The sequence below is a fragment of the Xenorhabdus sp. PB61.4 genome (genome assembly GCF_963894935.1).
Classification (GTDB): Bacteria; Pseudomonadota; Gammaproteobacteria; order Enterobacterales; family Enterobacteriaceae; genus Xenorhabdus; species Xenorhabdus stockiae.
The window spans coordinates 37,352-62,703 of the sequence record NZ_CAWQJR010000035.1 but is presented as its reverse complement, the minus strand read 5'-3'; the positions used below and the strand labels follow the sequence as shown (position 1 = coordinate 62,703).

Sequence of the window (25,352 nt, the reverse complement as noted above, 5' to 3'; positions counted from 1 at the left end):
TTATATTAGGTTTATTTTTTATTACTATAGATTAGTTACATGGGATTTGTTTTCATTTAATTATAACGCGATATTAATTTCAATTAATATTTTATATTCTTCTTTCTCTTTGAAAGGCATTTGGTACGAGTAAAGTCATATTAATCACTCAAGATGAATTAACTTAAAACTGGTTTCCATAACCTTACAATAGAATATTTATCTCATAATATATTGTATCGTGGAACATATATTTAGCACGTTGATTACAGTTAAATACTGTATTTACAAGCAATGAATATACTAATGATTTTATCGTGTATTTCAGGGGGCTTTGAATAACCTGTATTTTACGGTTCAATCGCTTAATTCTAATGCAGAGAGTCAGGCTTTCTCGCCCAATACACTGTGTAAATATTTTCCCGATAAGGTGCTTATTTTTCGGTAGCATGTTGTAAGCATTGACATTACCAGTACACCAAAAAATGACATTAAGCAGGGATTATTTTTCGAGCAATTTATTAAGGGTTTTCTACTCCGAACACCAGAAATATAGGCAATAATACGCTTCATACACGGCCACCAAACATACCATAACCAAAGTTTCTGTTTTTTATTCACAACAAATAACCACATCTTGTCAACTTCATAGATGAGCTAAATTTCCAAATTATCCAGCAGTAATGTAGTTACATCCCGTGGGTTGAGTTTTTAAAACGAGAACGATAGCATTGATGCTGATATGTAACGCCCAATGCGGTATTACAGATACCTAAATTGTTCATGGAGAGAACAAACTTATTCTTTTATTCTGGTCTGACATGCTATATAGGTGTAAAATAGTGAATTTGCATGAGTGTCAACGGATTGAGTACATGGCCTAAACCTACAAACTTCAAGTTAATTGCGTATATATATTATTAATTTCGGCATAACATAATAAATCCACCGTCTACAGACACAGATTTAATTGGGTATACCTGCGTATATGGTATATAGGCAGTATTAGTGCCTTCAAGACCGACAAAATTTATTCCCATCATTTGGGGAGTACTTCCTAATAATCCAGCAAGTTGTAAATCTATGCTTCCAGCGTTCATAAGATTTCGCATATTTTGAGTTATATCTGTCTCTTTCACATCATTCCCTGTCGTACAGTGTGTAGCAGGAGCTCGACGACCAGGGTAATTAGAAGCGCCTATACCATTACCATTCAGGCCACCAGTATCGGCAAATGCTATAAAGTTCATAGCAACATCTGTCTGATATAAAAGATAACGGCTTGAAGGAAAGTTCCATCGGGTTTGTAACTTGCTATGGGTGGCATCTATAACTTCAAAATATGCCTCCTGATTCGTTGAAGCTTGATGGGCAATAATTTTATTCTGACTGCCTTGAATATAGTATGGAGTAGCATTTTGACTAACATTATTGTCAACATAAATTTGAAACTTTAATTTGTTCCAGCCAAAGTTTAATAGATTAATTGGTAACGGCTGTTTCTTTACTTTGACAAATTTATCACTTCTATCACCATCCCAGTCATAAGGCAAAAGTAGAATTTTGTCTGCATCTTTAAATTTCGCAGTAATACTTACTTTTTTACCTACTGACCCCTCAACACTTTCATCAACAGTAGCAGTCACGGTAATATCATCAAACCCGCCATTACTACTATACATGGTAAAGGTTGCCTGCCCATACTTATTAGTCGCATCTTGCTTTTTTGTAATCAGATTAGGCTCCTGATCCAAAGGTACTGGCAATGATGTGTTCCAAGTTACCGACATATTTTCTTGTGGCTGCCCACCTTTTATATTCTGCATTACTGTTGCAGTGAAAGTATATTTATTCACCTGCCCTTCAGGTTGTGGAGTCGGACGATCAACCGTAAGCGATAAGGTATAAGGTGCCTTAAAAGACACTCGCTCTGCGGGGGTTGGCGTTACCTGCCCTTCTACAGCCAGTGACACCTCAACATCCTGAACAACCTCGCTACTGCTCAATGTGGCAATCAATGTACCATCTTTTCCCGTTATCTTATCTTCATGATTGAAATGGAGATTTTTATTGTTCTTATCCTTACCGTCTAAGCTCCAGCGAATATTGGCAATCTGCGTGCCTGCCGGCACCGCATGATCATCCTGATCGACGATGTGGGCGGTATACGTATAGACGTCTTGACCATTGGCAAGCTGTGAGTTTGTCTGTGGATTTACGGTGATGGCTTTGACCGTATATTTTGTTGGATCGGCCTGAAAAGACACTTTCCGCTCTGCTGGCATCTGCGTTGCCTGCTCTTCTACAGCCAGTGACACCCCAACATTCTGAACAACTTCGCTACTACTCAGTGTGGCAGTCAATATACCATCTTTTCCTGTTATCTTATCCTCATGCCTGAGGTGGAGGTTTTTATTGTTCTTATCCTTATCGTCTAAGCTCCAGCGAATATTGGCAATCTGCGTGCCTGCCAGCACCGCATGATCATCCTGATCGACGATGTGGGCGGTATACGTGTAGACGTCTTGACCATTGGCAAGCTGTGAGTTTGTCTGTGGATTTACGGTGATGGCTTTGACCGTATATTTTGTTGGATCGGCCTGAAAAGACACTTTCCGCTCTGCTGGCGCCGGCGCGGCCTGCCCTTCCACGCTCAGCGAAACACCGATATCCGTAATAATATCGGCACTGCGTAACGTGGCGATAAGTGTCCCTCCCTGCCCGGCTTTCTCTACGCCATCTTTGAATACAAAGGTGAGTTTCTTCGAGGGGTTATCTATTTCCCACTTAATTCCGGCGATCGTAGTACCTTCCGGAACTGCATGCCCATCTTGATCGACAATATGGGCGGTATACGTATAGATGTCTTTATCATTGGCCAGCTGAACGTGTGTAGGCGGATCCACAGTGATGGCTTTGACCCTATATTTTGCTGCATCGGCCTGAAAAGACACTTTCCTGTCTGCTGGCGCCGGCGCTGCCTGTTCTTCCACGCTCAGCGAAACACCGATATCCGTAATAATATCGGCACTGCGTAACGTGGCGATAAGTGTCCCTCCCTGCCCAGCCTTCTCTTCGCCATCTTTGAATACAAAGGTGAGTTTCTGTGAGGAGTTATCTATGCCCCACTTAATTCCGGCGATTGTGGTGCCTTCCGGAACCGCATGCCCACCCTGATCGACGATATGGGCGGTATACGTATAGGTGTCTTTATCATTGGCAAGCAGTGAGCCTGCTGGCTCTACGGTGATGTGATTAACATGATATTGGTTAAACACCACAGTCCCTATTTCCTGCCGTGGTGCACCATCCAACTGTATATAAACGACAACTTTTTCGTGTGCTTTTTTACTAGTTAAAGTATTAAGTATCAAATTTCCTTCTTCATCTGCCAGTTTACCCTCATCATTCGTTTTGGCAGGACCATTTTTCCATGTAAATTCTAATCCAGATTCATCGCCTAAAGGCGGATCAGTTATCCAAGTCACCTTATTTATGCTGGCATTTTTAACAAACTCTCCGGAAGGTGCTCCGCGATAAGTAATAATGGGATCACTAAATGTATATCCATTTTTGTCATTACTTGTAATATTCACTTTTTCATCGATTAAAAAAGGCACAACCTTTATCTTGGTCTGAACAGTTTGTTTCCTTCCCTGATTATCAGTGATCAATACATCAAGCTCGTAATCGCTTTTATGCGTTTCCTGATAACTGGGAAGCGTAATAATAATACTCCTGCCTGATTCTGGCGTGAGTTTCCCGTCATTTTCTTTAAATGCTTTATCTGGCACAGACCAGCTAATATCTTTAATATTCGCATAAGATCGGATAGGGGCATTAACAGTTATTTCCTGCTGGCCATATCCGCTAATTGGGTCTAGCTTGTACAGTTCATCTTTTTCTCTTTTTTTATGATCCAAAATAATATAATTATTTCTTTCAACCAAATCATGGCGGCTGCCTATCAATGTCCGCATAGATGCGACATTATTAGGTGATAATTGAGCACTTAATGGAATTCCGAATTTATAATTTAAGTTTGTCAGAAACTGAGTTTCAGTATGGCCTTCACCTTGCCGATAACTTGCACCAATTGTGATTAAAGGAATCGGGGTATACATCAGATCTAATTTAGTTTGGCTAGGGTTTTTCTGCTTTGTCTCACGGTTGAATAAAGTGACATTATCACCAAAATATTGCTCATAGGTTAGCTTCATCCCTAAGTTAGGATAAGCCGATAAAAAAAACTCGCCATTAATGTCATAACCGGTGGCAGGACGTTCATGATAATCCTTAAAATTTCGGGATTCTTGCCAGTTACTTAAGCGATGATAAGTATTAGCAGAAAATTTAATATAATCGGCCCAAATTTCCCCCCCTAACCCTAATCGCCGGTTGTTTCCTGTTACATCATAATCATAGAAAGTGTTTAAACCATACATCCAGTTCTTATCAAAATATCGGCTGCCTAAACCTAAGTTAACCGTATTTCGGCTATCTTTATTACGATAACCCAGCTGGGAAAAAAACAGCCAATTTTCTTTGTTATCATAAATCGGTAGTAAGAGATCGATTGAGTTATTCTTTAGCGTCCACTCACGGTTTAACCCAAAGTTAATTCCCACAGTACCATACTGCGATAACCACTTTTGTACTTCAGAAGATACGGTACTGTTAAATTTATTCAACGTATAGGATGTTGCTTGATCCACCAGTTCTGAGGAGGAAGAAGATAAAATATGGCTTACTGTCCGGGCTGTGTTATCAATAATAGGTGATGTATCAAGCTCTGAAGTATCACTAGTTTGTTTAAAATGGGTATACACATCCTCAGATTTTATATTATTTTCCGCTGAAGCGTTAAATACTGAAGAAGGCATTAATAATATGTAGAAGAAAACAAAGAAACTAATAGTTTTTCTTGCATATGAAGACATGTATGAATACCCCAGAAATTTTCACATTAACGAATAATATTCATTTGTTTTTTCATTTCTTTTATAACATTCACTTATTCCCCATGATCAATACTAGTCAAAAAAATCAAATTATCATTATTAAGCTTCGATAAAGCCCATCTAAGCTGTTATGTGGAGCACAAAGTAATAAATTGCTGTTCGCTATGGCTGATAGCTAAAGAACAATGTGAAAGGTCAGATATTTCACGGATTTTTAATCAATGCTGTTCTAGTGAACTATGTTTTATAAGGAATAGTTACGGGAAGGATTAAAGTAACAATAATTTTATAATAATAATCGTCAAAGCTTCATCCATGATTTTGGTCTGTAGTTACCAAACTATAGATGAAGCTTTTTCTAACTAAAATGGGCCGCTATTACCAAATATCCTATGTATTAACCACAGTTAACGGACAACTTCCAGTTTTTCGCCTGTTACACCGACGGCACGCCAGTAAGGTACGTACATGGATTCAACCTGTGGAACCGGGATTTGATAAACCCCCGGTGCAACAGCACGGGCTAAATATAACAGGGTTACTGGCTGGTAAGGCTCTACAGAAACAGCTGCAACAAAACGATCATCCCGGTATTCCATATGACGAATATTCGCTCTTTGCATTCTGTAAACCATATCCTGTAAATCTGTTGCGCTTTCACTCAGGCTGGCACTACTGTATGCCAGATTTTGGTTTTCAAGCTCCAATCCTGCGGGCAGGAGATCGACAACCAGAGCATCTGAAACAGGCTGGGTCGCACTGATTTCCAGTTTTACAATCAGCAGCTCGCCGCTGTTCAGGCGATCCGGTGTGTAAGTTTTACCCGTCAAATCAAGATAGGTACGCTTAATATTCAGTATGTTTGAATAAGGCTCTGGTTTTTTCAGAGGGTAACCCACCACATTCAGCCGTGAATACAGGGAGTTATCCCCCCGATTACTTATCTCAATGCCATTCAGAATCTGTTTTGCAGACAAGGCGTTATTCAGCGCAGTATTGCGGTTAATCGGTGGTATTTGTCGATTAATGACGGCGTTCCAGGGCTGTTCACTGGCATCAATAAAATAACGTCCGGCCAGATAAAGCGCATTACTTTCCTGTGTTGAAAAGTACTTTCGGGACGAGAGTTCATTGGATAACGCAAGCAGCTTTTCATCCCGCTCTTTCTGCAACATGTTATTTTCAGTCAACAAAGAGACAATCAATGCGTCGTCACGTATGGTGCTGCCATAATCATTCAGCCCATAACCCTGTTTACGGGATTTAGATACACCGGAGTGAATAGCTTCATTGCCACGGTTATCATCTCCCATCATTCTTAATGCTATGCCTAATTGCACCAGAGATAATCCACTATCAGCCTGATCCCGCTGCTCGTAGAGTTGTCTCAAGCTACTTAATGGCGCCTTCTGCTGGCTGGCTAACACCAGACCGGCGTAAGCCCGCACAGAAAACTGTGTTGCACTGTGCGAACCGCTATAGCGATCGTTGATGATGTTTTTATCCTGCAAGTAACGCAGTAGCCGGTTATTGGCATTTTTCAGGGCATCAACCGGAATACTGTAACCTTGCTGATTGGCACGGAACAGGAAATCTGCCGCATATGCGGTGAGCCAGAATTCTTCTTCACCATTACGATCCCAAAGAGAAAAACTGCCATCATGACGTTGCATACTCAGAAGATGCGTAACACCGGCTTCAATGGCTACACGGCGTTTTTCATCACTTTGTGTCTTAATACCCAGTTTTTTCAGTTCAGCTTCATTGGAGTAGAGCGACGGATAAAGCCCGCTGATTGTCTGTTCCAGACAGCCATATGGATAAGCATATAATTCGCGGATATAACGGGCGATTTGGAGTGGTGGCCTACTGGTCAGCAAAAGTTGGCCTTCCAGTGTTTCCGGTGCTAGACCTGTGATCGCATCCGGCGGTAACAGCCATTCTTCATCTTGACGGATAACATCCGCAAACTGTCTGGTGATAGCAGGGAATGCCGGACGAACACCAATTTTCCAACTGTTTTTGTATTGCTGTACCTCGTTGGATACCTTCAGGCCATCAACGGTCAGGAAAATTTCGCCTTGTCCAAATCCATAGTCAGCTTTAACCGGAATTTGAATCGTTACCCTTTTTCCTGTTTCCAGCGTGATGCTGTTATTCGCAGATTCCTGTAATTGTATCAGCCCGGTTGCAGCAAAATTCAGTGCCAGTTTTTGTGGTTGCTCAGTGAGATTAGTGAGATCTAATGCCAGTTGAGATTGATCACCACCAGCCATAAAGCGCGGTAATGACATCTGCGCAACCACTGGCGCGGCTACAGTAACTTTGCGTTCACTGTTTCCGAATTCGTCATCGCTCCATGCCTGCGCCATTAGCCTGAGTTCACCATTAAAGTCAGGGATCGGTAACGTAATCTCCCCTTCTCCATCAGCATTCAGGCTAATAGGCTTAGCCTGTTCCGCCAGAATATTGACTACTGTCAGCGGTTTTTTACCGCCTCTTTCCGGCTCACCCTCACCAACATCACCACCAAAGCGTAAGTTTGCCTTGCGCCCTTCACTTTCAATCAGATGTCCGTAAACATCATACTGGTCAACGCTATAACGCTTGCGCCCGAAAAATGCCTCATAGGGATCCGGTGTTTTAAAGTCAGTAATACTGAGGACACCAGAATCAACAGCAGAAAGCAGTACATAAACCTGTTTTGGCAACTCTTTGCCTTTTTGAGGTGTTACCTTAATTTTGACCGAAAGATCCTGATTCGGGCGTACTTTGTCCGGCGCGCTGAGCGTCAGATCCAGCTTACGCCCTTCATCCATCAGTGGTAAGTGTAAGACGCCGATTGCCCGTTTTGATGTTGCCTGACGGCTTTTATCTCCCGGTCGTACAACAACTGCGGTTAGATACAGATCATGACGCGCCCATAACTGATTAATCGGTACATCAATATCCAGACCTTGTGCTGGCACGTTAATTTCCTGCCACCATAACGGGCCATCACTGGATTCCAGTAATAAATATCCTTTACCTGCCTGTGGCGCAGCTATATGTAGTTTGACTTTATCTCCCGGTTTATACGCAGGTTTATCCAGTGATAATTTGACCTGATCCGGCCGGACAGCTCCTGTTCCCTCGGTATTATCCTGCCATGAATAGCCGGCCCAAAAGTTCAGACTGGTGATAAGTTGATTTTTCTGATTCACAACTTCAATACGATAAGAACCCCATTTAACCGGAAAGCTGATTTTTGCTGTACCATCTTCCACAATTTGAACAGGCTCATCTGCCATCATCAGATCTTTCTGGTCATACCCCGAATCCCAGCCACCACTGTCAGACCAGCGCCAGTAATAATCACGGCGTTCGTATATCAAGCGAGCTCTCAGGTCATTCGTGGCGTATTTTTTACCATTGGCATCCGCATAAACAACTTCAAACTCCGCCAGCGAGTTTTCATTAACGTTATAACGGGATTCATAGCGATCCGCATAATAGTCATAATTCGATTTTTTATTGAATAGCGGGCGTATACCAACCAGTTTTTCAGCAGGCCAGACTGCCTGTTCAGCATGGCGTGTTACCGGGCGTCCTCCTGCTTCAAGCAGACTGGCCTGTACAGCGATTCTTACCGGAGAAGAGACATATCTCCAGTTATCCTCACCGACAGTAATGTTAGTTTTGCCTTCACTATTCAGGACTAAATCAAACTCATCCAGCGTTCTGCTTAACTCTTCTTCTTTTGACGAACCAAATTCATACCCTGATAGCTTCGCCACTGCATCACGGGCCGGACGCATGAATAACTGGCCCTGTAGCCGATTTTCAGCTGCCGGAGCACCGTACAAATAACGACCCGTAATAGAAAAATTAACACTTTCATTTTTCTGTATTGGTTGGCTATCTGTATTTCCTTTAATTTCTAAGGCCATGCGCTCGGGCATAAAGTCTTCAACGCTGAATTTGTAATAACGAGGGGTGTTGTCTCCCAAATCCAAACGCAGTGACCACATCCCGGTTTCAGCAGACTGTGGGATTGAATAACGATATTGGTACAACCCATTTTCAGGCTGCCAGACAAAACTGCGCGCAACCTGATTATCGGCTTTTAATATATCCACTTTTACCGGCTGGGGTTTCAGTAAACGACCATCCGCATCACGCAGTAAGCCATTAACAATCAATGTTTCGCCCGGACGATAAAGATCCCGGGGGCCGAATACAAAAAACTGCCTGCTATACCCTTGCTCACCACCGATATCAAACTCAGACAGATCCAGTGCGGGGGATGACAAATCAATCATACTGACTTGCTCGCCCTGCGTTGCCAGCAACAAGGCCGCTTTGGGGCTTTTTTCCAGCGTGGCGTGGCCATTACTGTCTGTCGTGTTTTTTGCCAGAAGTTGCCCATTGATATCCAGTACACGAACCTCAACACCTTTCAGGCCGGAACCCTGCTCCAGTGATTGGGTAAAAACATCTATCTGATTCAGATAGCTATGCATTGAGACGCCAATATCACTCCGCGTAAACAGAATTGCTGGGTTAGTGTAAGCATATTTTCCGGCCTGCTGCATAACGGCCAGATAGGCACCACTCTTTTGCAACTCTTTAATATCCTGTAATGGCAATAACAGTTTTTCACGGGTATTCGGTGTCGGGTTCAAGTCAAAACGACCGGTATAGACCAAATCTGCATTTTCCAGTAATCGCTCAGAATCCCAGGAAGTTATACCTCTGAGGTATCGCCCGTGAGCGATAAACATGGGTAATGAAGCTTCTTTGATACGGAAAAAATTAACATCGACCCGATCAACATTCAGTGCCAGAACAGGTAAGCCTTCTGCTAGCTTACTGGGTAAAAGCACGCCTTTACTGGCAAAACCGACAGCAGGTTGAATTGAGGCAGTCTGGAATTTTTTTTCATAGACATTGAACAGACTGCGCCCGTTGATACCCTGTAAACCGTCATCAACAGTTAATATTAATTGGCGCTTTGGCGGCAAATGGCGGAGTCTTAGCTCCATTTGGTTATCTGATAACTCCCATGCACCATCTAATTTGCCGGATTTCACATCAACCAAATGAACTCGCTGAGCAAAATTTTGATTAGGGTTCAGAGGAACAGAGAATGTCACGACCATTGCACTGGCCCCATCCAGCTGTACTTCTGAAGCATCTAAAATAGTGACATCTTTACCCGCATATTGCTCTTCCAGTGATTGGCGTGGCAGGGATTGGGCTGCTGGAGATTGTGTTGCTGGGGTGTGAGAACTGCGACTGGCGGTATCGGTTATTTCTGAAGGGGCCGGAATTGCTGATGTTTCCGGTTTTATATTCTTTTCATTATCCTGCGATTGATCGCATCCAGATAAAATACCTAGCGCAAAGAATGCAAACAAAGTAACAACCATTGACGTGATTGTGCGTTTTTTCCTTGTTGCCCATTGCCTCAGTTGATGTTGACACATAACCATAATCCTTATTATTCATCGGCTGGCACTCATTCATTACACTATACACAATGGATTTCAAGATGCGTCGCGGCGGCAAGGGAACTCATCCCCGGGAGCATAGATAACTATGTGACTGGGGTGAGTGAGCGTAGCCAACAAAGAGGCAACTTGAAAGACGAAGTGTATATCCCTGTATTAAGTAATATTTATTGATTGAGTACAGGAATAGTCTCCCTCAGCCAACTGCCCAGTTTCCGCTGGTAGAAAGGCTGAGTATGTTGAATCAGGTAGTGGCTTATCCCGCCATCTTTTTCATCAAGCAGGCAAAAATCCACTGATTCATCTTCATTCAGGTGCTCACAAGCTACCTCTCCAGCAGTCTGGATCAGTATATTAATGTCACTGTCTGCCTGTATCCCACTCAGCTCCAGACCAATTAACAGATTAGGGTTTTCGTCCTGCTCTTTATCGTGTGCCATCACCAGAAAAGCACGGCGTACGGGTTTATGCTGCTTAAATAAATTAATCAGGGCTTCAATAAGCTGGACTGGTTGTTCTTCTAGTTGGCTGAGAGTAATACGACTTCCACTCGGAACCTCAATTTCAGTGGCAACGGCTTCGTTTGACAAGCTCATGAAAATCTCCGAACAGTATATATGTTGATACAGATGTTAAAAGCAGAGTTATACACTTCATCTTTCAAGTTGCCTCTTTGTTGGCTACGCTCACTCACCCCAGTCACATAGTTATCTATGCTCCCGGGGATGAGTTCCCTTGCCGCCGCGACGCATCTTGAAATCTATTGTGTATATACCTAATTAAAAGCGCTAAATCATAGCCTCCCCATATGAGGAGGCCAGAAAACAGGAAATCAGAAGTATTCAGATATCACAACAGCTTATACATAAATATTCTGGCGTTTCCTGCCGGTTTACAGGCAACTTCACCGAAAACCGTGTATCCGTGTTTGAGGTAAAACTCAGGTGCCTGAATGGACATCGTGTACAACGTCACAGCATGACAACCACGCTGGCGGGCTTTTTCCTCAGCTTTTCTGAGTAACACACTGCCCAGTCTCTGACTTCTGAGTTCATCAGGGAGGTAAAGATAGTTGATGAAAAGCATGCCAAGTGACGTTCGTCCGACTAAACCGCCAATCACTTCACCATCGCTATCCCGGATATAAATATCCAGAGGCTGGTTACCCTGCTCGCCCGTCTGCCTGATATTCCATTGATCGAGTAATTCACTGACCCGTTCACGCGCATGTGGATCATCTTCGTCAGAATCCGTGATGTCAAAGTCGGGTAGCACAATGTCCTGATTCATTACATTTTCCTTCCCATGTACTTATTTTGCTTTTGTCAGCAGTAAGTTGGCGATGGTACGAACACCACAACCTGTTGCACCTGCCGACCATTGTTCAACCGCAGATGAGCGATAAGTTGCTGAACAATCGATATGTACCCAGCCTTTTTTGTAATTTTCAACAAAATGAGACAGGAAAGCAGCGGCAGTACTTGCGCCAGCTGTGTGAGAAGGTGCAGCAATGTTATTCAAATCAGCAAAGTTGGATGGCAGCTGATTGCGGTGGAATTCAGCCAATGGCAGACGCCAGAATTGTTCATGCTCTGTATCCGCTGCAACCAATAAATCCGCCGCTAGTTGATCATCAAAACTGAAAACAGAGTGGTAATCGTTACCCACTGCCATTTTTGCAGCCCCAGTCAATGTCGCTGCATCAATAATCAAAGAAGCATTTTCTGCACTGGCATCAATCAAACCGTCAGCCAGTACCAGACGGCCTTCTGCATCAGTATTCATGACTTCAACGGTTTTACCGTTACGGTAACGAATAATATCACCCAGTTTGAATGCATTTCCGCTGACCATATTATCAGCAATGCACAGGAACAGTTTTACACGCTGTTTCAGGCCACGGCTGATTGCCAGTGCCAGCGCACCTGACAGAGTTGCTGAACCACCCATATCAGATTTCATGGCGCTCATCGAATTAGATGGTTTCAGGCTATATCCGCCTGAATCGAAAGTAATACCTTTTCCGACTAAGCAGGCAAATACGGGTTCATTTTTGTTTGTTGTTGGATTGAAATCCAGCTCCAGAAAAACAGGAACACGGGAAGAACCACGACCGACAGTGTGGACACCAACATAGCCCTGCTCATACAACGCATCACCTTTTATGATGCGATAACTGATAGCGTCTGGCGCTACATTGTTAATTAAATCGATAACACGCTGAGCAAGCTGCTCTGGCCCTAATTCTTCGGCAGGCAGGTTGACGGTATCACGCACCCAGTCAATGAATTTAATTCGATGTTCCAGTTCCTGCTTTTCTTCGGCATTCAGTTGCGGCCATTCAATAGTGCGCAGCCCTTTTGGTGCCCGGAAACCGAGCCAGAATGCCCAGCTTTTTTCCAGATCCCAGCCTTCACCGGCCAAAGCAACATTATAGATACCTTGCCCATTAATTTTACGTCCGGCACGCTGAATCAACGCCAGTTTACTGTTTATGTCAGAGTTCTCGCCTGACATATGGATCATCATTCCCTGATCATTTGAGCTAATTAGCGCTTTTTCACCCCAGCATGCTTTAGCTGGCTCATAAGACAGAGTTATCGGCATGATTTGCGCAGGTATAGCGTTTTTAGTCATTATCTTTCTCTCTTCTTATTTTTACTGTATTAGGATCATTATTAGAGTAATAAATGTAAAAAAACTGGCGGATGCCAGTTTTTCATTAAATACAGACTATGCCAAGTCATTGGACAAAAATTGGTGAGTTAGTACTGTTTTTCGCATTATTTGTTTGCGTAACATGACTTCTAAGATTGAGCGCTGTTATTCAAACTCATCCAACCAAACCAATAAAATGGCTTCTAATACTTTTTCGTTGGATTTTTCCGGATTATCATCAAAACCATCCAGTTCGCAAATCCATTGATGCATGTCGGTGAAACGCACTGTCTTAGGATCTAAATCCGGGAACTTATCATAAAGTGCTTCGCCAATTTCACGGCTGTCAGACCATTTCATTTTTTGTTCTCCTTATACACTTCGTCTTTCAAGTTGCCTCTTTGTTGGCTGCGCTCGCTCACCCCAGTCACATAGTTATCTATGCTCCTGGGGATTTACTCCCTTGCCGCCGCGATGCATCTTGAAATCCATTGTGTATAACTTTATTTTAAACTCAGTGCTCACGCGCGTGGTTGATCGTGTATTTAGGAATTTCAACAACCAAATCCTCATCAGCAACTTTAGCCTGACAGCTCAGGCGACTTTCCGGCTCCAGTCCCCACGCTTTATCCAGCATGTCATCTTCCAGTTCCTCACTTTCTTCCAATGAGTCAAACCCTTCTCTGACGATACAGTGACAAGTAGTACATGCGCAGGATTTTTCACAGGCATGCTCAATTTCAATACCGTTTCGCAGTGCAACATCCAGAATTGATTCGCCTTCTTTAGCGTCCAATACTGCACCTTCAGGGCAAAGTTCGTTATGAGGTAAAAATACAATTTTAGGCATAATTAAATTTCATCCACAGAATGGCCCGCCAAAGCCCGACGGATTGATGTGTCCATGCGACGCGCAGCAAATTCCTGCGTTTGCTTGTCCAATTGTTTAATTGCACTTTCAATCGCTTCAGGAGACGTTCCCTGAGCACTTTCAATTAATACTTGTACGGCAGCATCAATTGCAGCATGTTCTTCCTGACTGAGTAAATCAGCGTCTTTTTCCAGCGCACCGGTTAAGCTTTCCAGCACGCGGGCTGCTTCTACTTTTTGCTCAGCCAATTTACGCGCCTGAATATCTTCCTGCGCATTACTCATTGAATCTTTGATCATTCGGGCGATTTCTTCATCAGACAGTCCGTAAGAAGGTTTCACCTGAATAGAAGCTTCAACACCCGTCGATTTCTCCAGTGCACTGACACTCAGTAAGCCATCAGCATCAACCTGGAAAGTCACGCGGATATGCGCACCACCTGCCGGCAACGGAGGAATTCCCCGCAGCGTGAAACGAGCCAGAGAACGACAATCTGCCACCAGTTCGCGTTCACCCTGAACAACGTGGATGCTCATTGCACCCTGCCCGTCTTTGAAGGTCGTAAATTCCTGAGCTCTTGCGACAGGAATAGTGGTATTGCGCGGAATAACCTTTTCAACCAGCCCGCCCATCGTTTCAAGACCCAGTGACAGCGGAATAACATCCAGCAACAACATTTCACTGTCTGGCTTGTTACCTGCCAGAATATCCGCCTGTATTGCCGCACCAACCGCAACAACTTTGTCCGGATCGATAGAGGTCAGCGGTTCACGATCAAAAAATTCGCCTACCATGCTGCGCACCAGCGGAACTCTTGTTGAGCCTCCCACCATCACGACCTGCAAGACTTCGTCAGCAGTTACTTCAGCATCTTTCAGGGCCCGGCGACAAGACAATAAAGTACGTTTAACCAGTGTCGTAATTAATTCATTGAATTCGATGCGGGTAATATTGCCCTGCCAGTCAGCAAAATTAATTGAGACTGAATCTGCATCACTCAACGCAATTTTAGTTTGTGTCGCAACATCCAGTAACTGACGCTGTAACCCGTGGTCAGTATCGGTAATCCCGGCCTGCTCACGGATCCAGTCTGCCAGCAGATGGTCAAAGTCATCACCACCCAGTGCAGTATCACCGCCCGTTGCCAATACTTCAAAAACACCACGGCTCAAGCGAAGGATAGAAACATCAAATGTTCCGCCGCCCAGATCATAAACAGCAATCACACCTTCCTGACCCGAATCAAGCCCGTAGGCAATTGCAGCCGCAGTGGGTTCATTCAGGAGGCGAAGGACATGCAAATCCGCTAAACGAGCCGCATCTTTCGTGCCCTGACGCTGAGCGTCATCAAAATAAGCGGGAACGGTGATAACAACACCATCAAGTTTACCATCCAGTGTTTCTTCTGCCCGTTGAGCCAACGATTTCAATATGTCAGAAGAAACCTGAATAGGATCAACCAAACCTGCCGCTGTATTAATTAACGGCAACCCATTTTCACTGGCCTGAAATTGATAAGGAAGATTCGGGTAACGCTGCTGAATATCAGCCAGAGAGCGCCCCATCATACGTTTGACAGAGCTTATCGTATTAACAGGATCAAAAGCCGCCTGTTGACGGGCCTGCCAGCCGATCTGAATTTCATCTTTGCAGTATTGTACAACTGAAGGAAGCAAGTGACGGTTTTCACTATCTGCTAAGGTCTCAGCCTGACCACTACGGACTGTCGCAACCAGGGAGTGTGTTGTACCAAGATCAATCCCCGCAGCCAGACGACGCTGGTGTGGTGCGGCAGATAAACCAGGTTCACTGATTTGTAATAAAGCCATGTGTGCCCCTATAAAAACCAATTATACCCGTCTTTCAAGCTGCCTCTTTGTTATTGGCCTCGATATAACTTGAAATTTCTCGGGTATACTAAATCAGCCCCGCATTGTTCACTAAAACGCGATTCAGCTAAAAATCATCCAACAGCCGTTCTTCCAGCTGTTCGACCTGCTGTTGCAATTTATCCAGAAAGCGTAACTTACGGACAGTATCGGCTGCAATTGACCACTGTTCTGCATCCAGCTGCTGTTCCATCTGCTCACTACGAGTTTTAATCATTTTATTCAGGCGAGATGAAAAACCAGCCAATGCGGCATCCGGCTCGGCACTATGCTCAATAGTATCAAGCTCTTCACGCAACTCTAACTGTTGCATCAGGAAAGCCGTATCCTGCATCGTGTGCTGTTCACTGGATAAGTTAAACCCTTGCTGAGATAGCATATATTCTGCACGTTTCAGGGGGTGTTTCAGAGTCTGGTAACCATCATTAATGGTTGCAGCCTGTTGAAGTGCCAGCGTTTTTTCACGCTCTGGCTGGTTGGCAAAACGATCAGGATGAAACTGACGCTGTAACTCCTGATAGCGGGTCGCCAATTGTTGGCGATCGATTGCATAACGCGCAGGCAACCCGAATAAAGTAAAGTAGTCCATAAGTTACTCTTGGTTTCGCAAAATACGGGGGTTAAACGTTAAAACTTTCCCCACAGCCGCATTCGCCGGAAACATTGGGGTTGTTGAATTTAAAGCCTTCATTCAGGCCTTCTTTGACAAAATCCAACTCAGTTCCATCAAGGTAAACAATGCTTTTACCGTCAACGATAACTTTCACACCCTTATCTTCAAAAATCTGATCTTCATCATTAACTGTATCAGCAAATTCAAGTACATATGCCATACCAGAACAGCCGGAAGTTCTCACTCCCAGACGCAGACCAACACCTTTTCCACGATTATCAAGGAAAGCCAAAACACGCTGGGCTGCACTTTCTGTCAGGGAAATTGACATACAACACCTCACTTTTAAAACTATTAATTTTGAATACTATTATCTTTGAAGCTATCACCTTCAAAGCTGCCATCTTCAAAATCAGTAAAGGTGGATATCAAAACAATATCCACCAGAATTATATTTACCCGTCGTATTTCAAGTTGTCTCTTTGTTGGCTACGCTCATTCACCCCAGTCACATAGTTATCTATGCTCCTAGGGATTCATTCTCTTGCCGCCTCGATACAACTCGAAATCCATAGGGTATATTTAGAAGAATTATTTGGCCTGACGCTTGCTCTTATAATCTGCAATCGCAGCTTTAATTGCATCTTCTGCCAGAATAGAACAGTGAATTTTCACTGGTGGCAGCTCCAGTTCATCGGCAATCTCAGTGTTTTTGATTGCTTCTGCCTGATCCAGTGATTTTCCTTTCATCCACTCTGTTACCAGAGAACTGGATGCAATCGCGGAGCCGCAGCCATAAGTTTTAAAACGTGCGTCTTCGATAATACCGTCATCGCTGACTTTAATTTGCAGTCTCATGACGTCACCACAAGCCGGCGCACCTACCATTCCACTACCCACTGAAGGATCTTCACTATCAAATGACCCTACATTGCGTGGATTCTCGTAGTGATCAATTACTTTTTCGCTGTAAGCCATGTCGTTACTCCTGAAACTGTCTGATTAATGATGAGACCATTCGATGGTGCTGAGATCCACTCCCTGCTTGAACATTTCCCACAATGGAGAAAGATCACGCAGATGACCAATCGCGTTATGAATCAACTTGATTGCATAGTCTATTTCTTCTTCTGTGGTAAAACGCCCCAAAGAGAAACGAATAGAACTGTGTGCCAGCTCATCATTCATGCCCAGTGCGCGCAGAACATAGGAAGGCTCCAGGCTCGCAGAAGTACATGCTGAACCGGAAGAAACCGCTAAGTCTTTCAGTGACATCATCAATGATTCACCTTCAACATAATTGAAGCTGACATTCAGAATGTGTGGTGCACCCAGTTCCAAATCACCGTTCAGGTAAACTTCTTCAATATCTTTGATACCGTTCCATAAACGCAGACGTAAACCACGCAGACGTTCTGACTCGGCTTGCAGTTCTTCTTTTGCAATGCGGTAGGCTTCGCCCATGCCGACGATCTGGTGAACAGGCAGTGTACCGGAACGCATACCACGTTCATGACCACCGCCGTGCTGCTGTGCTTCAATACGGATACGAGGTTTGCGACGAACATACAGACCGCCGATACCCATCGGGCCATAAATTTTATGCGCCGAGAAAGACATCAGATCAACCTTCAGTTTGCTAAGGTCAATAGGCAGTTTTCCGACACTCTGAGTCGCATCAACGTGGAAAATGATGCCACGACTGCGGCACATATCACCGATAGTCACGATGTCCTGAACAATACCAATTTCGTTGTTGACGTGCATGATAGAAACCAGAATCGTATCGTCACGCATTGTGGCTTCCAGCTCTTTCAGGTCAATCATGCCGTTGCTCATTGGTGAAAGGTAAGTCACTTCAAAACCTTCACGCTCCAACTGACGACAAGTATCCAAAACAGCTTTATGTTCAGTTTTACTGGTAATAATGTGCTTGCCTTTTTTCTGATAGAATTTCGCTGCACCTTTAATACCGAGGTTATCTGACTCTGTTGCACCTGAAGTAAAGACGATTTCACGCGGGTCGGCACCGATAAGATCAGCAATCTGGTTACGCGCAATATCAACCGCTTCTTCAGCCTGCCAGCCAAAACGGTGTGACCGGGAAGCAGGGTTACCGAAAACCCCGTCCATAGTCAGATAATTCATCATCTTTTCAGCAACACGAGGGTCAACCGGCGTTGTTGCTGAATAGTCCAAATAAATGGGTAATTTCATTGCTCACATGCTCCGTAAGACACTTTTAATACATTTGTTTGCCGCTTATTTACTACTAATTTAAGCACGCAGGTTAACGTTAATCATTTCTTGAACCCGGCCATTAGCTGTACGGCGCTTATCGCTGTCTTGACGATCAGCAACGTCTAAAACTTCTTGGTTGTTCACTAATTCTTCTAAACTGATGCTGTTCAGGAAGCTCGTAATGCGCTCGCTAAGATCACGCCATAATGTATGGGTCAGACAGCGATCACCGCCCTGACAGCCTTCCCTGCCCTGACAGCGAGTTGCATCTACGGATTCATCAACAGCAGAAATTACTTCGGCAACGAAAATCTTACCGGCATCTCTGCCCAGCAGATAACCGCCACCAGGACCACGGACGCTAGAAACCAGACCATTCTTACGTAGGCGAGAAAACAACTGCTCAAGATAGGAAAGGGAAATTCCCTGACGTTCAGATATGTCAGCTAGTGGCACCGGCCCTTCTTGTGAATGCAATGCCACATCTAACATGGCAGTTACCGCATAACGTCCTTTTGATGTCAGTCTCATAACAAAAACTCCATGGTGAAATATGGGTCAAATTGTGGCATTCCTGAGCGTTTTAGTCAACTATTTAACCTAGTAATTTACTCAACTATTATTTAGTTGTCTTTCATCCTGTTACCGCTCACAAGCCGCATTTCTGATCCTATTCCCGACCAGATTCAGACGATTTATTAGCCCATTTTTCCATAGAAGTCAGAATACCACGCAGGATATTCAATTCCTGAGTTTCCGGACGGGCACGGGTATAAAGACGCCTTAATCTGTTCATTATCTGCCCAGGGTGCGCTTTGCGAATAAAGCCGGAATGACTTAATACCTGCTCAAGGTGCTGGTAAAAACGCTCCATATCTTCAACAGGCGGGTATTCCGCTTCATGCTCTGTCGCATCCGCTTTTTCCTGTTTTTCCTGAGCAGTAAGAGCAAGGTGTGCCATTCGGATTTCATAACTGACCAACTGAACAGCCATAGCCAGATTCAGCGAACCATATTCAGGATTAGTCGGAATATAAAGATGGTAGTGACACTTCTGGAGTTCTTCGTTAGTCAGCCCCACACGTTCACGACCGAACACGATAGCTACCGGTGAGTTCTGAACAGCTCTGACACAGCGTTCACCACACTCCCTCGGTTCAACCATTGGCCAGGAAAGTGTACGGGAACGGGCACTGGTCCCGATAACCAATTCACACCCGGACAGTGCTTCATCCAGCGAATCCACAATCGTTGCATTACCAATGACATCACTGGCGCCTGCGGAAAGTGCGATTGCATGAGAATCAGGCAAAACAAGCGGATTGACCAGATACAAATTGGTTAACCCCATGGTTTTCATAGCTCTGGCAGTTGAACCCATGTTGCCCGTGTGGGAAGTTTCTACCAGGATAATGCGGATGTTCTCTAACATGACGGCTTTTAATTTCAGTATAAGAGCCGAATATCTTAACACAGCATTAGTCATTTTGACGAACTACTGCTATACTGCGCGCCGATTTGTTTCCCGTTCTTTAAAATTCTGGTGGAAGATACCCCATGCATCCGATGCTAAATATCGCTATACGCGCTGCTCGTAAGGCCGGCAACCACATTGCCAAAAGCTATGAAACTCCTGATGCTGTTGAAGCAAGCCAAAAAGGCAGTAATGATTTTGTCACTAATGTTGATCGTGAAGCAGAAAGCATGATCATTGACATTATCCGCAAGTCTTACCCTAAGCACACTATTATCACTGAAGAAACCGGTGAACACTTAGGTGAAGATAGCGATATCCAATGGGTAATCGATCCACTGGATGGCACGACCAACTTTATCAAACGTCTCCCTCACTTCGCTGTTTCTATTGCTGTGCGCATCAAAGGCCGCACCGAAGTTGCTGTGGTTTACGATCCAATGCGTAATGAATTGTTCACTGCTACCCGCGGTCAGGGTGCACAGCTGAATGGCTATCGTCTGCGTGGTGCTAACGCCCGTGATCTGGATGGCACTATCATTGCTACCGGTTTCCCATTCAAAGCTAAACAACACGCTATCCCTTACATGAACGTACTGGGTAAATTATTTGAACGCTGTGCAGATTTTCGTCGCACCGGTTCCGCAGCACTGGATATGGCTTATGTTGCAGCCGGCCGTGTTGATGGTTATTTCGAAATCGGCCTGAAACCATGGGATTTCATGGGTGGTGAACTGCTGGTACGTGAATCCGGCTGTATCGTGACTGACTTCGTTGGTGGTCACAACTACATCAGTTCCGGTAATATCGTTGCAGGCAGCCCACGTATTGTTAAAGATATGCTGTCTGAAATGCGTGAAGAATTGACTGAAGCACTGAAACGTTAATTTAAAAATAATTATCTGAGCAATGTTATTTACAGGGCACCAAAACGATAGGTGCCCTTTTTACTGAGTTCTTATTAATTTATTGTTTCTTATTTATAATTTAATTTCACACCGAATGAATTTGACCTTCAGCTTTAGGCCGTAAGAAAATCGCAGGTAATGCGACCAGCGCCATTACCCAGTAAATTCCGCCTCCCATATGTTCATACAGGAAACCGCCTACTGCACTCATGACAGCGATACCGCCACCCATTGCTAACGCAGAGTAGACTGACTGTAGGCGAATAACTTCATTTTCTTTTCTGGCACCGATAAAACGCATAGCCGCTAAATGGCAAACAGTGAAAGTCCCACAATGCAGGATTTGAATAATAATCAGCACAGGTAGTTCCGTGAATGCTCCCATTAATCCCCAGCGGATCACCCCACAAATAGCGGAAAGTAGCAGAAGGCTGCGAGCACTCCAGCGACGGAATAACTGTTTGCTGAAGGTGAAAATCACAACTTCTGCTACTACACCCAGTGACCAGAGATAGCCGATAGTGGATGAAGAATAACCGGCTTTTTCCCAATAAATGGAACCAAAGCTGTAATAACCAGCATGAGCTGCCTGTAATAGCGTGACACATAATAAAAACTGCCACACTGATTTTTCGGATAATAACTTTCTGAATGATACTGTATTGGCATTTTCTACCTTGATTTTACCCGCCGGCATAATAGACGGTTTCAGCATCATCCCTGACAGCATAATGGCAACACTGATAATCAGAGAAGCAAGGATAATCTGGTGATGACCGAATAAATTGCCACCAATCCAGTCATTGAGTTTATCAAAGGAAATACTGACACTTGATCCAAACTCAATACCGGAGGAAGAGAGTAATATCCCGGTTAAAGAAGAACTGATAATAAAGGCAATCGACCCCCACACACGCACTTTGCCATAATCAAAAGTAAACTGCTTTTGCCATGTACCCGCTAAAGCATCTGATAAAGGTACTAACGGCGAAAAAAACAGGTTAAAACCTATCATTACAAGGCAAATCCATGCCCAGTGGCTGCCAAAAGAAAAACTGACCGCAAAGATCAAAGCCAGGAAAGATAATAATCTTAACGCTGTAATTAATTTGGCAGGATCTTTAACGGTAGGAGAAATAATGAGACTGCCAACAAAGCGGGAAACCAAACCAATGCCTAATATTATGCCGATCATGGAAGGAGTAATGCCTTCTCCCTGCAACCAGACTGACCAGAATGGTAAAAAGATCCCAAAAGAAAAGAAATAGGTGAAGTAGCCTAATCCCAGCCAAAATGTTGATGGAACAACCATCCTTTGCCCCCGTGTTTAATGCAAAAGTTTAATGCAAAAAAACCCGCTCAAAACTAATGAGACGGGCTTATTAACTATTTATTCAGTATTTATACTCAATAATTATTCTAAGTTATGCGTAGACCGGATATTTTGCGCAGATTGCCAATACTTTCTGTTTAACGCTTTCAATCACCGTTTCATCATTGATGTTATCCAGCACATCACATATCCAGCCAGCCAGTTCACTGGTTTCTGCTTCTTTGAAACCACGACGGGTAATTGCCGGGGTGCCAATACGAATACCAGAAGTGACAAATGGGCTGCGAGGATCATTAGGTACGCTGTTTTTATTAACGGTAATGTTGGCACGACCTAATGCTGCATCAGCTTCTTTACCCGTAATATCTTTATCCACCAGATCCAGCAGGAACAAATGGTTTTCAGTACTGCCGGAAACAATTTTGTAACCACGCTGCAAGAACACATCTACCATGACTTTCGCATTCTTAGCAACTTGTTGCTGATACGTTTTGAATTCTGGTTCCATGGCTTCTTTCAGCGCAACCGCTTTACCTGCAATAACATGCATCAACGGGCCACCCTGACCACCAGGGAAAACAGCAGAGTTCAGTTTTTTATACAGCTCTTCATCCCCACCTTTTGCCAGAATCAGACCACCGCGTGGGCCTGCCAGTGTTTTGTGGGTTGTCGTTGTCACAACGTGAGCATGAGGAACCGGGTTTGGATAAACACCCGCGGCAATCAGGCCAGCAACGTGAGCCATATCAACAAAAAGGTATGCACCGATTTCATCAGCAATTTCACGCATTTTTGCCCAGTCAACCACACCAGAGTAGGCAGAGAAGCCACCGATGATCATTTTAGGCTGATGTTTCAGTGCCTGATTACGGATATCGTCGTAATCAATTTTCCCATTTTCATCAATGCCATAGGGAACAACATTATAAAGTTTCCCAGAGAAGTTGACCGGAGAACCGTGAGTCAGGTGCCCACCGTGTGCCAGATTCATCCCTAAAACAGTGTCACCGGGTTGCAACAGCGTCATATATACCGCCATATTCGCCTGAGAACCTGAATGCGGCTGGACATTAGCATAATCTGCGCCAAACAGCTCTTTTGCTCTGTCAATTGCCAGTTGTTCAACTATATCAACGTACTCACAGCCACCATAGTAGCGTTTACCCGGATAACCTTCCGCATACTTGTTAGTCAGCTGAGAGCCTTGAGCCTGCATAACTCTTGGACTGGTGTAGTTTTCAGAAGCAATCAGTTCAATGTGTTCTTCCTGACGACGAACCTCCTGCTCCATCGCCTGCCACAGTTCGGGATCATAATTTGCAATATTCATTTCACGCTTTAGCATTTGGTTCTCCTGACTCAGCTACATCTTTAAAAAATACCCCTGAGGGCCAGAATGTGACACAGTGTAAACTCTTTTTATCAAATGAGATAGTCTTGACAGGACATTTTACGCAAACGATTGCTTCAAGACCTACCGCCCTGTAGCCCATCATGTTTTTTATCCGTCCCGGATTTATCATTGATCTTTGTGATTCCTGTCAAATATTGCTGTTTCACAAATCCTGCGATTTTGATTTAAGTCAAAATAATTTCTGCTTTTTACTTTAAGCTCTTTTCCAGAATAATAAGTTGCATTTAAAATACAACTTATTAATTGAGCATGATTTAAAAATTCAGGAGATCATGATGTTAGACAGTCAAACTATCGCAACTATAAAATCCACTATTCCGCTGATTGTTTCTACCGGGCCAAAATTAACGGCTCATTTTTATGAACGCATGTTCAGTCATAACCCTGAATTACAGAATATCTTTAACATGAGCCACCAGAGTAACGGTGATCAGCGTCAGGCTCTTTTCAATGCCCTGTGTGCTTATGCAGCTAATATCGATAACTTATCTGCTCTGTTACCGGCGGTAGAAAAGATCGCTCACAAACATGCAAGCCTGAATATTCAGCCGGAACATTACCAGATTGTGGGGACTCATCTGTTGGCAACAATTGATGAGATGTTTCATCCGACAGAAGAAGTGCTGGATGCATGGGGAAAAGCCTACGATGTATTAGCCGGTGTTTTTATCAATCGTGAAGAAGAAATTTATCAGAGTGGTGAACTTTCGACAGGAGGATGGCGTGGTCTGCGTCAGTTCCATGTCAGCCGGAAACAGCCGCAAAGCGATATTATTACCAGTTTTGAATTTGTGCCTGTCGATGGTGGTAAAGTCTCAGATTATAAACCGGGGCAATACTTGAGTATTTATCTGGAAGATCCTGCTTTTGAGCATCGTGAAATTCGTCAGTATTCATTAACTGCCGCACCGAATGGAACTCACTATCAAATCGCCATTAAGCGGGAATCTCATGGCAAGGTATCCGGCTATATGCACGATAAAGTACAGGAAGGAGATACCGTATTACTGTCCGCACCGCGAGGCGATTTCTTCCTTGATATCCAGCCTGATACCCCTGTTACGCTTATCTCTGCCGGTGTCGGCCTGACTCCGATGATGAGTATGCTGCAATATCTGCATAAACAACAGCATACTGGTAGCGTTAATTGGTTTCACGCAGCAGAACATGGTGGTTTTCATGCCTTCTCAGACAAAGTAAAAGCGATTGCCGAATCCATGCCTAATATGAATTATCAGGTCTGGTATCGCGAACCCAGAAATGAAGATAATTACGGCACAGATTACCAACAGACAGGGCTGATGGAGCTGACTTCGGTAAGAGATGAAATAAATGTAGAAGGGATGCAGTTTTATCTCTGTGGACCGGTCGCTTTCATGCAATATATCGCCGCTCAGCTTCTGAAAATGGGCATCCATGAACAACATATCCATTACGAATGTTTTGGCCCGCATAAAGTCATTTAACTCGGCACGTCATCTAGAACCCCGCCATCATGGCGGGGAATGAGACTATTAGA

General features: G+C 44.0%; 20 protein-coding genes. 2 read left to right on the top strand and 18 right to left on the bottom strand.

The window, feature by feature from the left end:
- Positions 1–184 precede the first annotated feature (184 nt).
- From AACX68_RS20050 to trmJ, 16 genes are all read right to left on the bottom strand, one after another.
- The gene (locus AACX68_RS20050) at positions 185–430 is read right to left on the bottom strand and encodes an IS1 family transposase (protein ID WP_445286292.1); all 246 of its coding nucleotides are present in this window, start codon (positions 428–430) and stop codon (positions 185–187) included.
- Positions 364–615, bottom strand: coding sequence for a hypothetical protein (locus AACX68_RS20045; RefSeq protein WP_445286291.1), 252 nt, complete (start codon positions 613–615; stop codon positions 364–366). Before AACX68_RS20045 ends, AACX68_RS20050 begins: the two co-directional genes overlap by 67 nt.
- A gap of 284 nt (positions 616–899) precedes the next feature.
- Entirely contained in the window at positions 900–4,919 is a 4,020-nt protein-coding gene (locus tag AACX68_RS03295; RefSeq protein ID WP_228858377.1) for an inverse autotransporter beta domain-containing protein, read from the bottom strand.
- Positions 4,920–5,347: 428 nt separating this feature from the next.
- A complete protein-coding gene (locus tag AACX68_RS03290; protein ID WP_228858376.1) occupies positions 5,348–10,408 on the bottom strand; it encodes an alpha-2-macroglobulin family protein in 5,061 nt (1,686 codons plus the stop codon).
- A gap of 191 nt (positions 10,409–10,599) precedes the next feature.
- Positions 10,600–11,028, bottom strand: a complete 429-nt coding sequence (locus tag AACX68_RS03285) for an enhanced serine sensitivity protein SseB C-terminal domain-containing protein (RefSeq protein WP_099121867.1) — start codon at positions 11,026–11,028, stop codon at positions 10,600–10,602.
- A 253-nt stretch (positions 11,029–11,281) separates the two neighbouring features.
- The gene (locus AACX68_RS03280) at positions 11,282–11,722 is read right to left on the bottom strand and encodes a GNAT family N-acetyltransferase (protein WP_228858375.1); all 441 of its coding nucleotides are present in this window, start codon (positions 11,720–11,722) and stop codon (positions 11,282–11,284) included.
- A 21-nt stretch (positions 11,723–11,743) separates the two neighbouring features.
- Complete coding sequence (pepB, locus tag AACX68_RS03275) at positions 11,744–13,069, bottom strand: aminopeptidase PepB (RefSeq protein ID WP_228858374.1); 1,326 nt, start codon at positions 13,067–13,069, stop codon at positions 11,744–11,746.
- A gap of 186 nt (positions 13,070–13,255) precedes the next feature.
- Positions 13,256–13,450 (bottom strand): Fe-S cluster assembly protein IscX, encoded by a 195-nt coding sequence (gene iscX / locus AACX68_RS03270; RefSeq protein ID WP_099125477.1) that lies wholly within the window; start codon positions 13,448–13,450, stop codon positions 13,256–13,258.
- A gap of 154 nt (positions 13,451–13,604) precedes the next feature.
- Positions 13,605–13,940 carry an ISC system 2Fe-2S type ferredoxin gene (gene fdx, locus AACX68_RS03265; RefSeq protein WP_099110592.1) on the bottom strand — a complete coding sequence of 112 codons (336 nt, stop codon included), beginning with the start codon at positions 13,938–13,940 and terminating at the stop codon, positions 13,605–13,607.
- A gap of 2 nt (positions 13,941–13,942) precedes the next feature.
- Complete coding sequence (hscA, locus tag AACX68_RS03260) at positions 13,943–15,790, bottom strand: Fe-S protein assembly chaperone HscA (protein WP_228858373.1); 1,848 nt, start codon at positions 15,788–15,790, stop codon at positions 13,943–13,945.
- Positions 15,791–15,917: 127 nt separating this feature from the next.
- A complete protein-coding gene (hscB, locus tag AACX68_RS03255; RefSeq protein WP_228858372.1) occupies positions 15,918–16,439 on the bottom strand; it encodes a co-chaperone HscB in 522 nt (173 codons plus the stop codon).
- Between the two features lie 31 nt (positions 16,440–16,470).
- Complete coding sequence (gene iscA / locus AACX68_RS03250; protein WP_099110596.1) at positions 16,471–16,794, bottom strand: iron-sulfur cluster assembly protein IscA; 324 nt, start codon at positions 16,792–16,794, stop codon at positions 16,471–16,473.
- A gap of 260 nt (positions 16,795–17,054) precedes the next feature.
- The gene (gene iscU / locus AACX68_RS03245; protein WP_099110598.1) at positions 17,055–17,441 is read right to left on the bottom strand and encodes a Fe-S cluster assembly scaffold IscU; all 387 of its coding nucleotides are present in this window, start codon (positions 17,439–17,441) and stop codon (positions 17,055–17,057) included.
- A gap of 24 nt (positions 17,442–17,465) precedes the next feature.
- Positions 17,466–18,680, bottom strand: coding sequence for an IscS subfamily cysteine desulfurase (locus tag AACX68_RS03240; protein ID WP_099110599.1), 1,215 nt, complete (start codon positions 18,678–18,680; stop codon positions 17,466–17,468).
- Positions 18,681–18,740: 60 nt separating this feature from the next.
- Entirely contained in the window at positions 18,741–19,235 is a 495-nt protein-coding gene (gene iscR / locus AACX68_RS03235; protein ID WP_099121872.1) for a Fe-S cluster assembly transcriptional regulator IscR, read from the bottom strand.
- Positions 19,236–19,374: 139 nt separating this feature from the next.
- Positions 19,375–20,136 carry a tRNA (cytosine(32)/uridine(32)-2'-O)-methyltransferase TrmJ gene (gene trmJ, locus AACX68_RS03230; protein WP_228858371.1) on the bottom strand — a complete coding sequence of 254 codons (762 nt, stop codon included), beginning with the start codon at positions 20,134–20,136 and terminating at the stop codon, positions 19,375–19,377.
- A gap of 125 nt (positions 20,137–20,261) precedes the next feature.
- Here trmJ and suhB point away from each other — a divergent pair, with 125 nt between their 5' ends.
- Positions 20,262–21,065, top strand: coding sequence for an inositol-1-monophosphatase (gene suhB / locus AACX68_RS03225; protein ID WP_228858370.1), 804 nt, complete (start codon positions 20,262–20,264; stop codon positions 21,063–21,065).
- A 106-nt stretch (positions 21,066–21,171) separates the two neighbouring features.
- Here suhB and AACX68_RS03220 read toward each other — a convergent pair whose 3' ends face one another.
- Positions 21,172–22,398: a 3-phenylpropionate MFS transporter gene (locus AACX68_RS03220; RefSeq protein WP_228858369.1), complete on the bottom strand. Its 1,227-nt coding sequence runs from the start codon at positions 22,396–22,398 to the stop codon at positions 21,172–21,174.
- Between the two features lie 112 nt (positions 22,399–22,510).
- On the bottom strand, positions 22,511–23,764 hold the full coding sequence (gene glyA / locus AACX68_RS03215; protein WP_099121875.1) for a serine hydroxymethyltransferase: 1,254 nt from the start codon (positions 23,762–23,764) through the stop codon (positions 22,511–22,513).
- 287 nt (positions 23,765–24,051) lie between these two features.
- Between glyA and hmpA the strand changes: the two genes are divergently transcribed.
- Entirely contained in the window at positions 24,052–25,299 is a 1,248-nt protein-coding gene (hmpA, locus tag AACX68_RS03210; RefSeq protein ID WP_255705249.1) for an NO-inducible flavohemoprotein, read from the top strand.
- Positions 25,300–25,352: the final 53 nt, after the last annotated feature.

Coding starts and splice junctions, on each gene's coding strand:
- hscA (WP_228858373.1), bottom strand. CDS start 15,790: ATGGCTTTATTACAAATCAGTGAACCTGGTTTATCTGCCGCACCACAC.
- AACX68_RS03290 (WP_228858376.1), bottom strand. CDS start 10,408: ATGTGTCAACATCAACTGAGGCAATGGGCAACAAGGAAAAAACGCACA.
- AACX68_RS03240 (WP_099110599.1), bottom strand. CDS start 18,680: ATGAAATTACCCATTTATTTGGACTATTCAGCAACAACGCCGGTTGAC.
- iscA (WP_099110596.1), bottom strand. CDS start 16,794: ATGTCAATTTCCCTGACAGAAAGTGCAGCCCAGCGTGTTTTGGCTTTC.
- iscX (WP_099125477.1), bottom strand. CDS start 13,450: ATGAAATGGTCTGACAGCCGTGAAATTGGCGAAGCACTTTATGATAAG.
- AACX68_RS20050 (WP_445286292.1), bottom strand. CDS start 430: ATGCTACCGAAAAATAAGCACCTTATCGGGAAAATATTTACACAGTGT.
- iscU (WP_099110598.1), bottom strand. CDS start 17,441: ATGGCTTACAGCGAAAAAGTAATTGATCACTACGAGAATCCACGCAAT.
- AACX68_RS03220 (WP_228858369.1), bottom strand. CDS start 22,398: ATGGTTGTTCCATCAACATTTTGGCTGGGATTAGGCTACTTCACCTAT.
- suhB (WP_228858370.1), top strand. CDS start 20,262: ATGCATCCGATGCTAAATATCGCTATACGCGCTGCTCGTAAGGCCGGC.
- AACX68_RS03285 (WP_099121867.1), bottom strand. CDS start 11,028: ATGAGCTTGTCAAACGAAGCCGTTGCCACTGAAATTGAGGTTCCGAGT.
- trmJ (WP_228858371.1), bottom strand. CDS start 20,136: ATGTTAGAGAACATCCGCATTATCCTGGTAGAAACTTCCCACACGGGC.
- AACX68_RS03295 (WP_228858377.1), bottom strand. CDS start 4,919: ATGTCTTCATATGCAAGAAAAACTATTAGTTTCTTTGTTTTCTTCTAC.
- fdx (WP_099110592.1), bottom strand. CDS start 13,940: ATGCCTAAAATTGTATTTTTACCTCATAACGAACTTTGCCCTGAAGGT.
- glyA (WP_099121875.1), bottom strand. CDS start 23,764: ATGCTAAAGCGTGAAATGAATATTGCAAATTATGATCCCGAACTGTGG.
- iscR (WP_099121872.1), bottom strand. CDS start 19,235: ATGAGACTGACATCAAAAGGACGTTATGCGGTAACTGCCATGTTAGAT.
- pepB (WP_228858374.1), bottom strand. CDS start 13,069: ATGACTAAAAACGCTATACCTGCGCAAATCATGCCGATAACTCTGTCT.
- hscB (WP_228858372.1), bottom strand. CDS start 16,439: ATGGACTACTTTACTTTATTCGGGTTGCCTGCGCGTTATGCAATCGAT.
- AACX68_RS20045 (WP_445286291.1), bottom strand. CDS start 615: ATGTGGTTATTTGTTGTGAATAAAAAACAGAAACTTTGGTTATGGTAT.
- AACX68_RS03280 (WP_228858375.1), bottom strand. CDS start 11,722: ATGAATCAGGACATTGTGCTACCCGACTTTGACATCACGGATTCTGAC.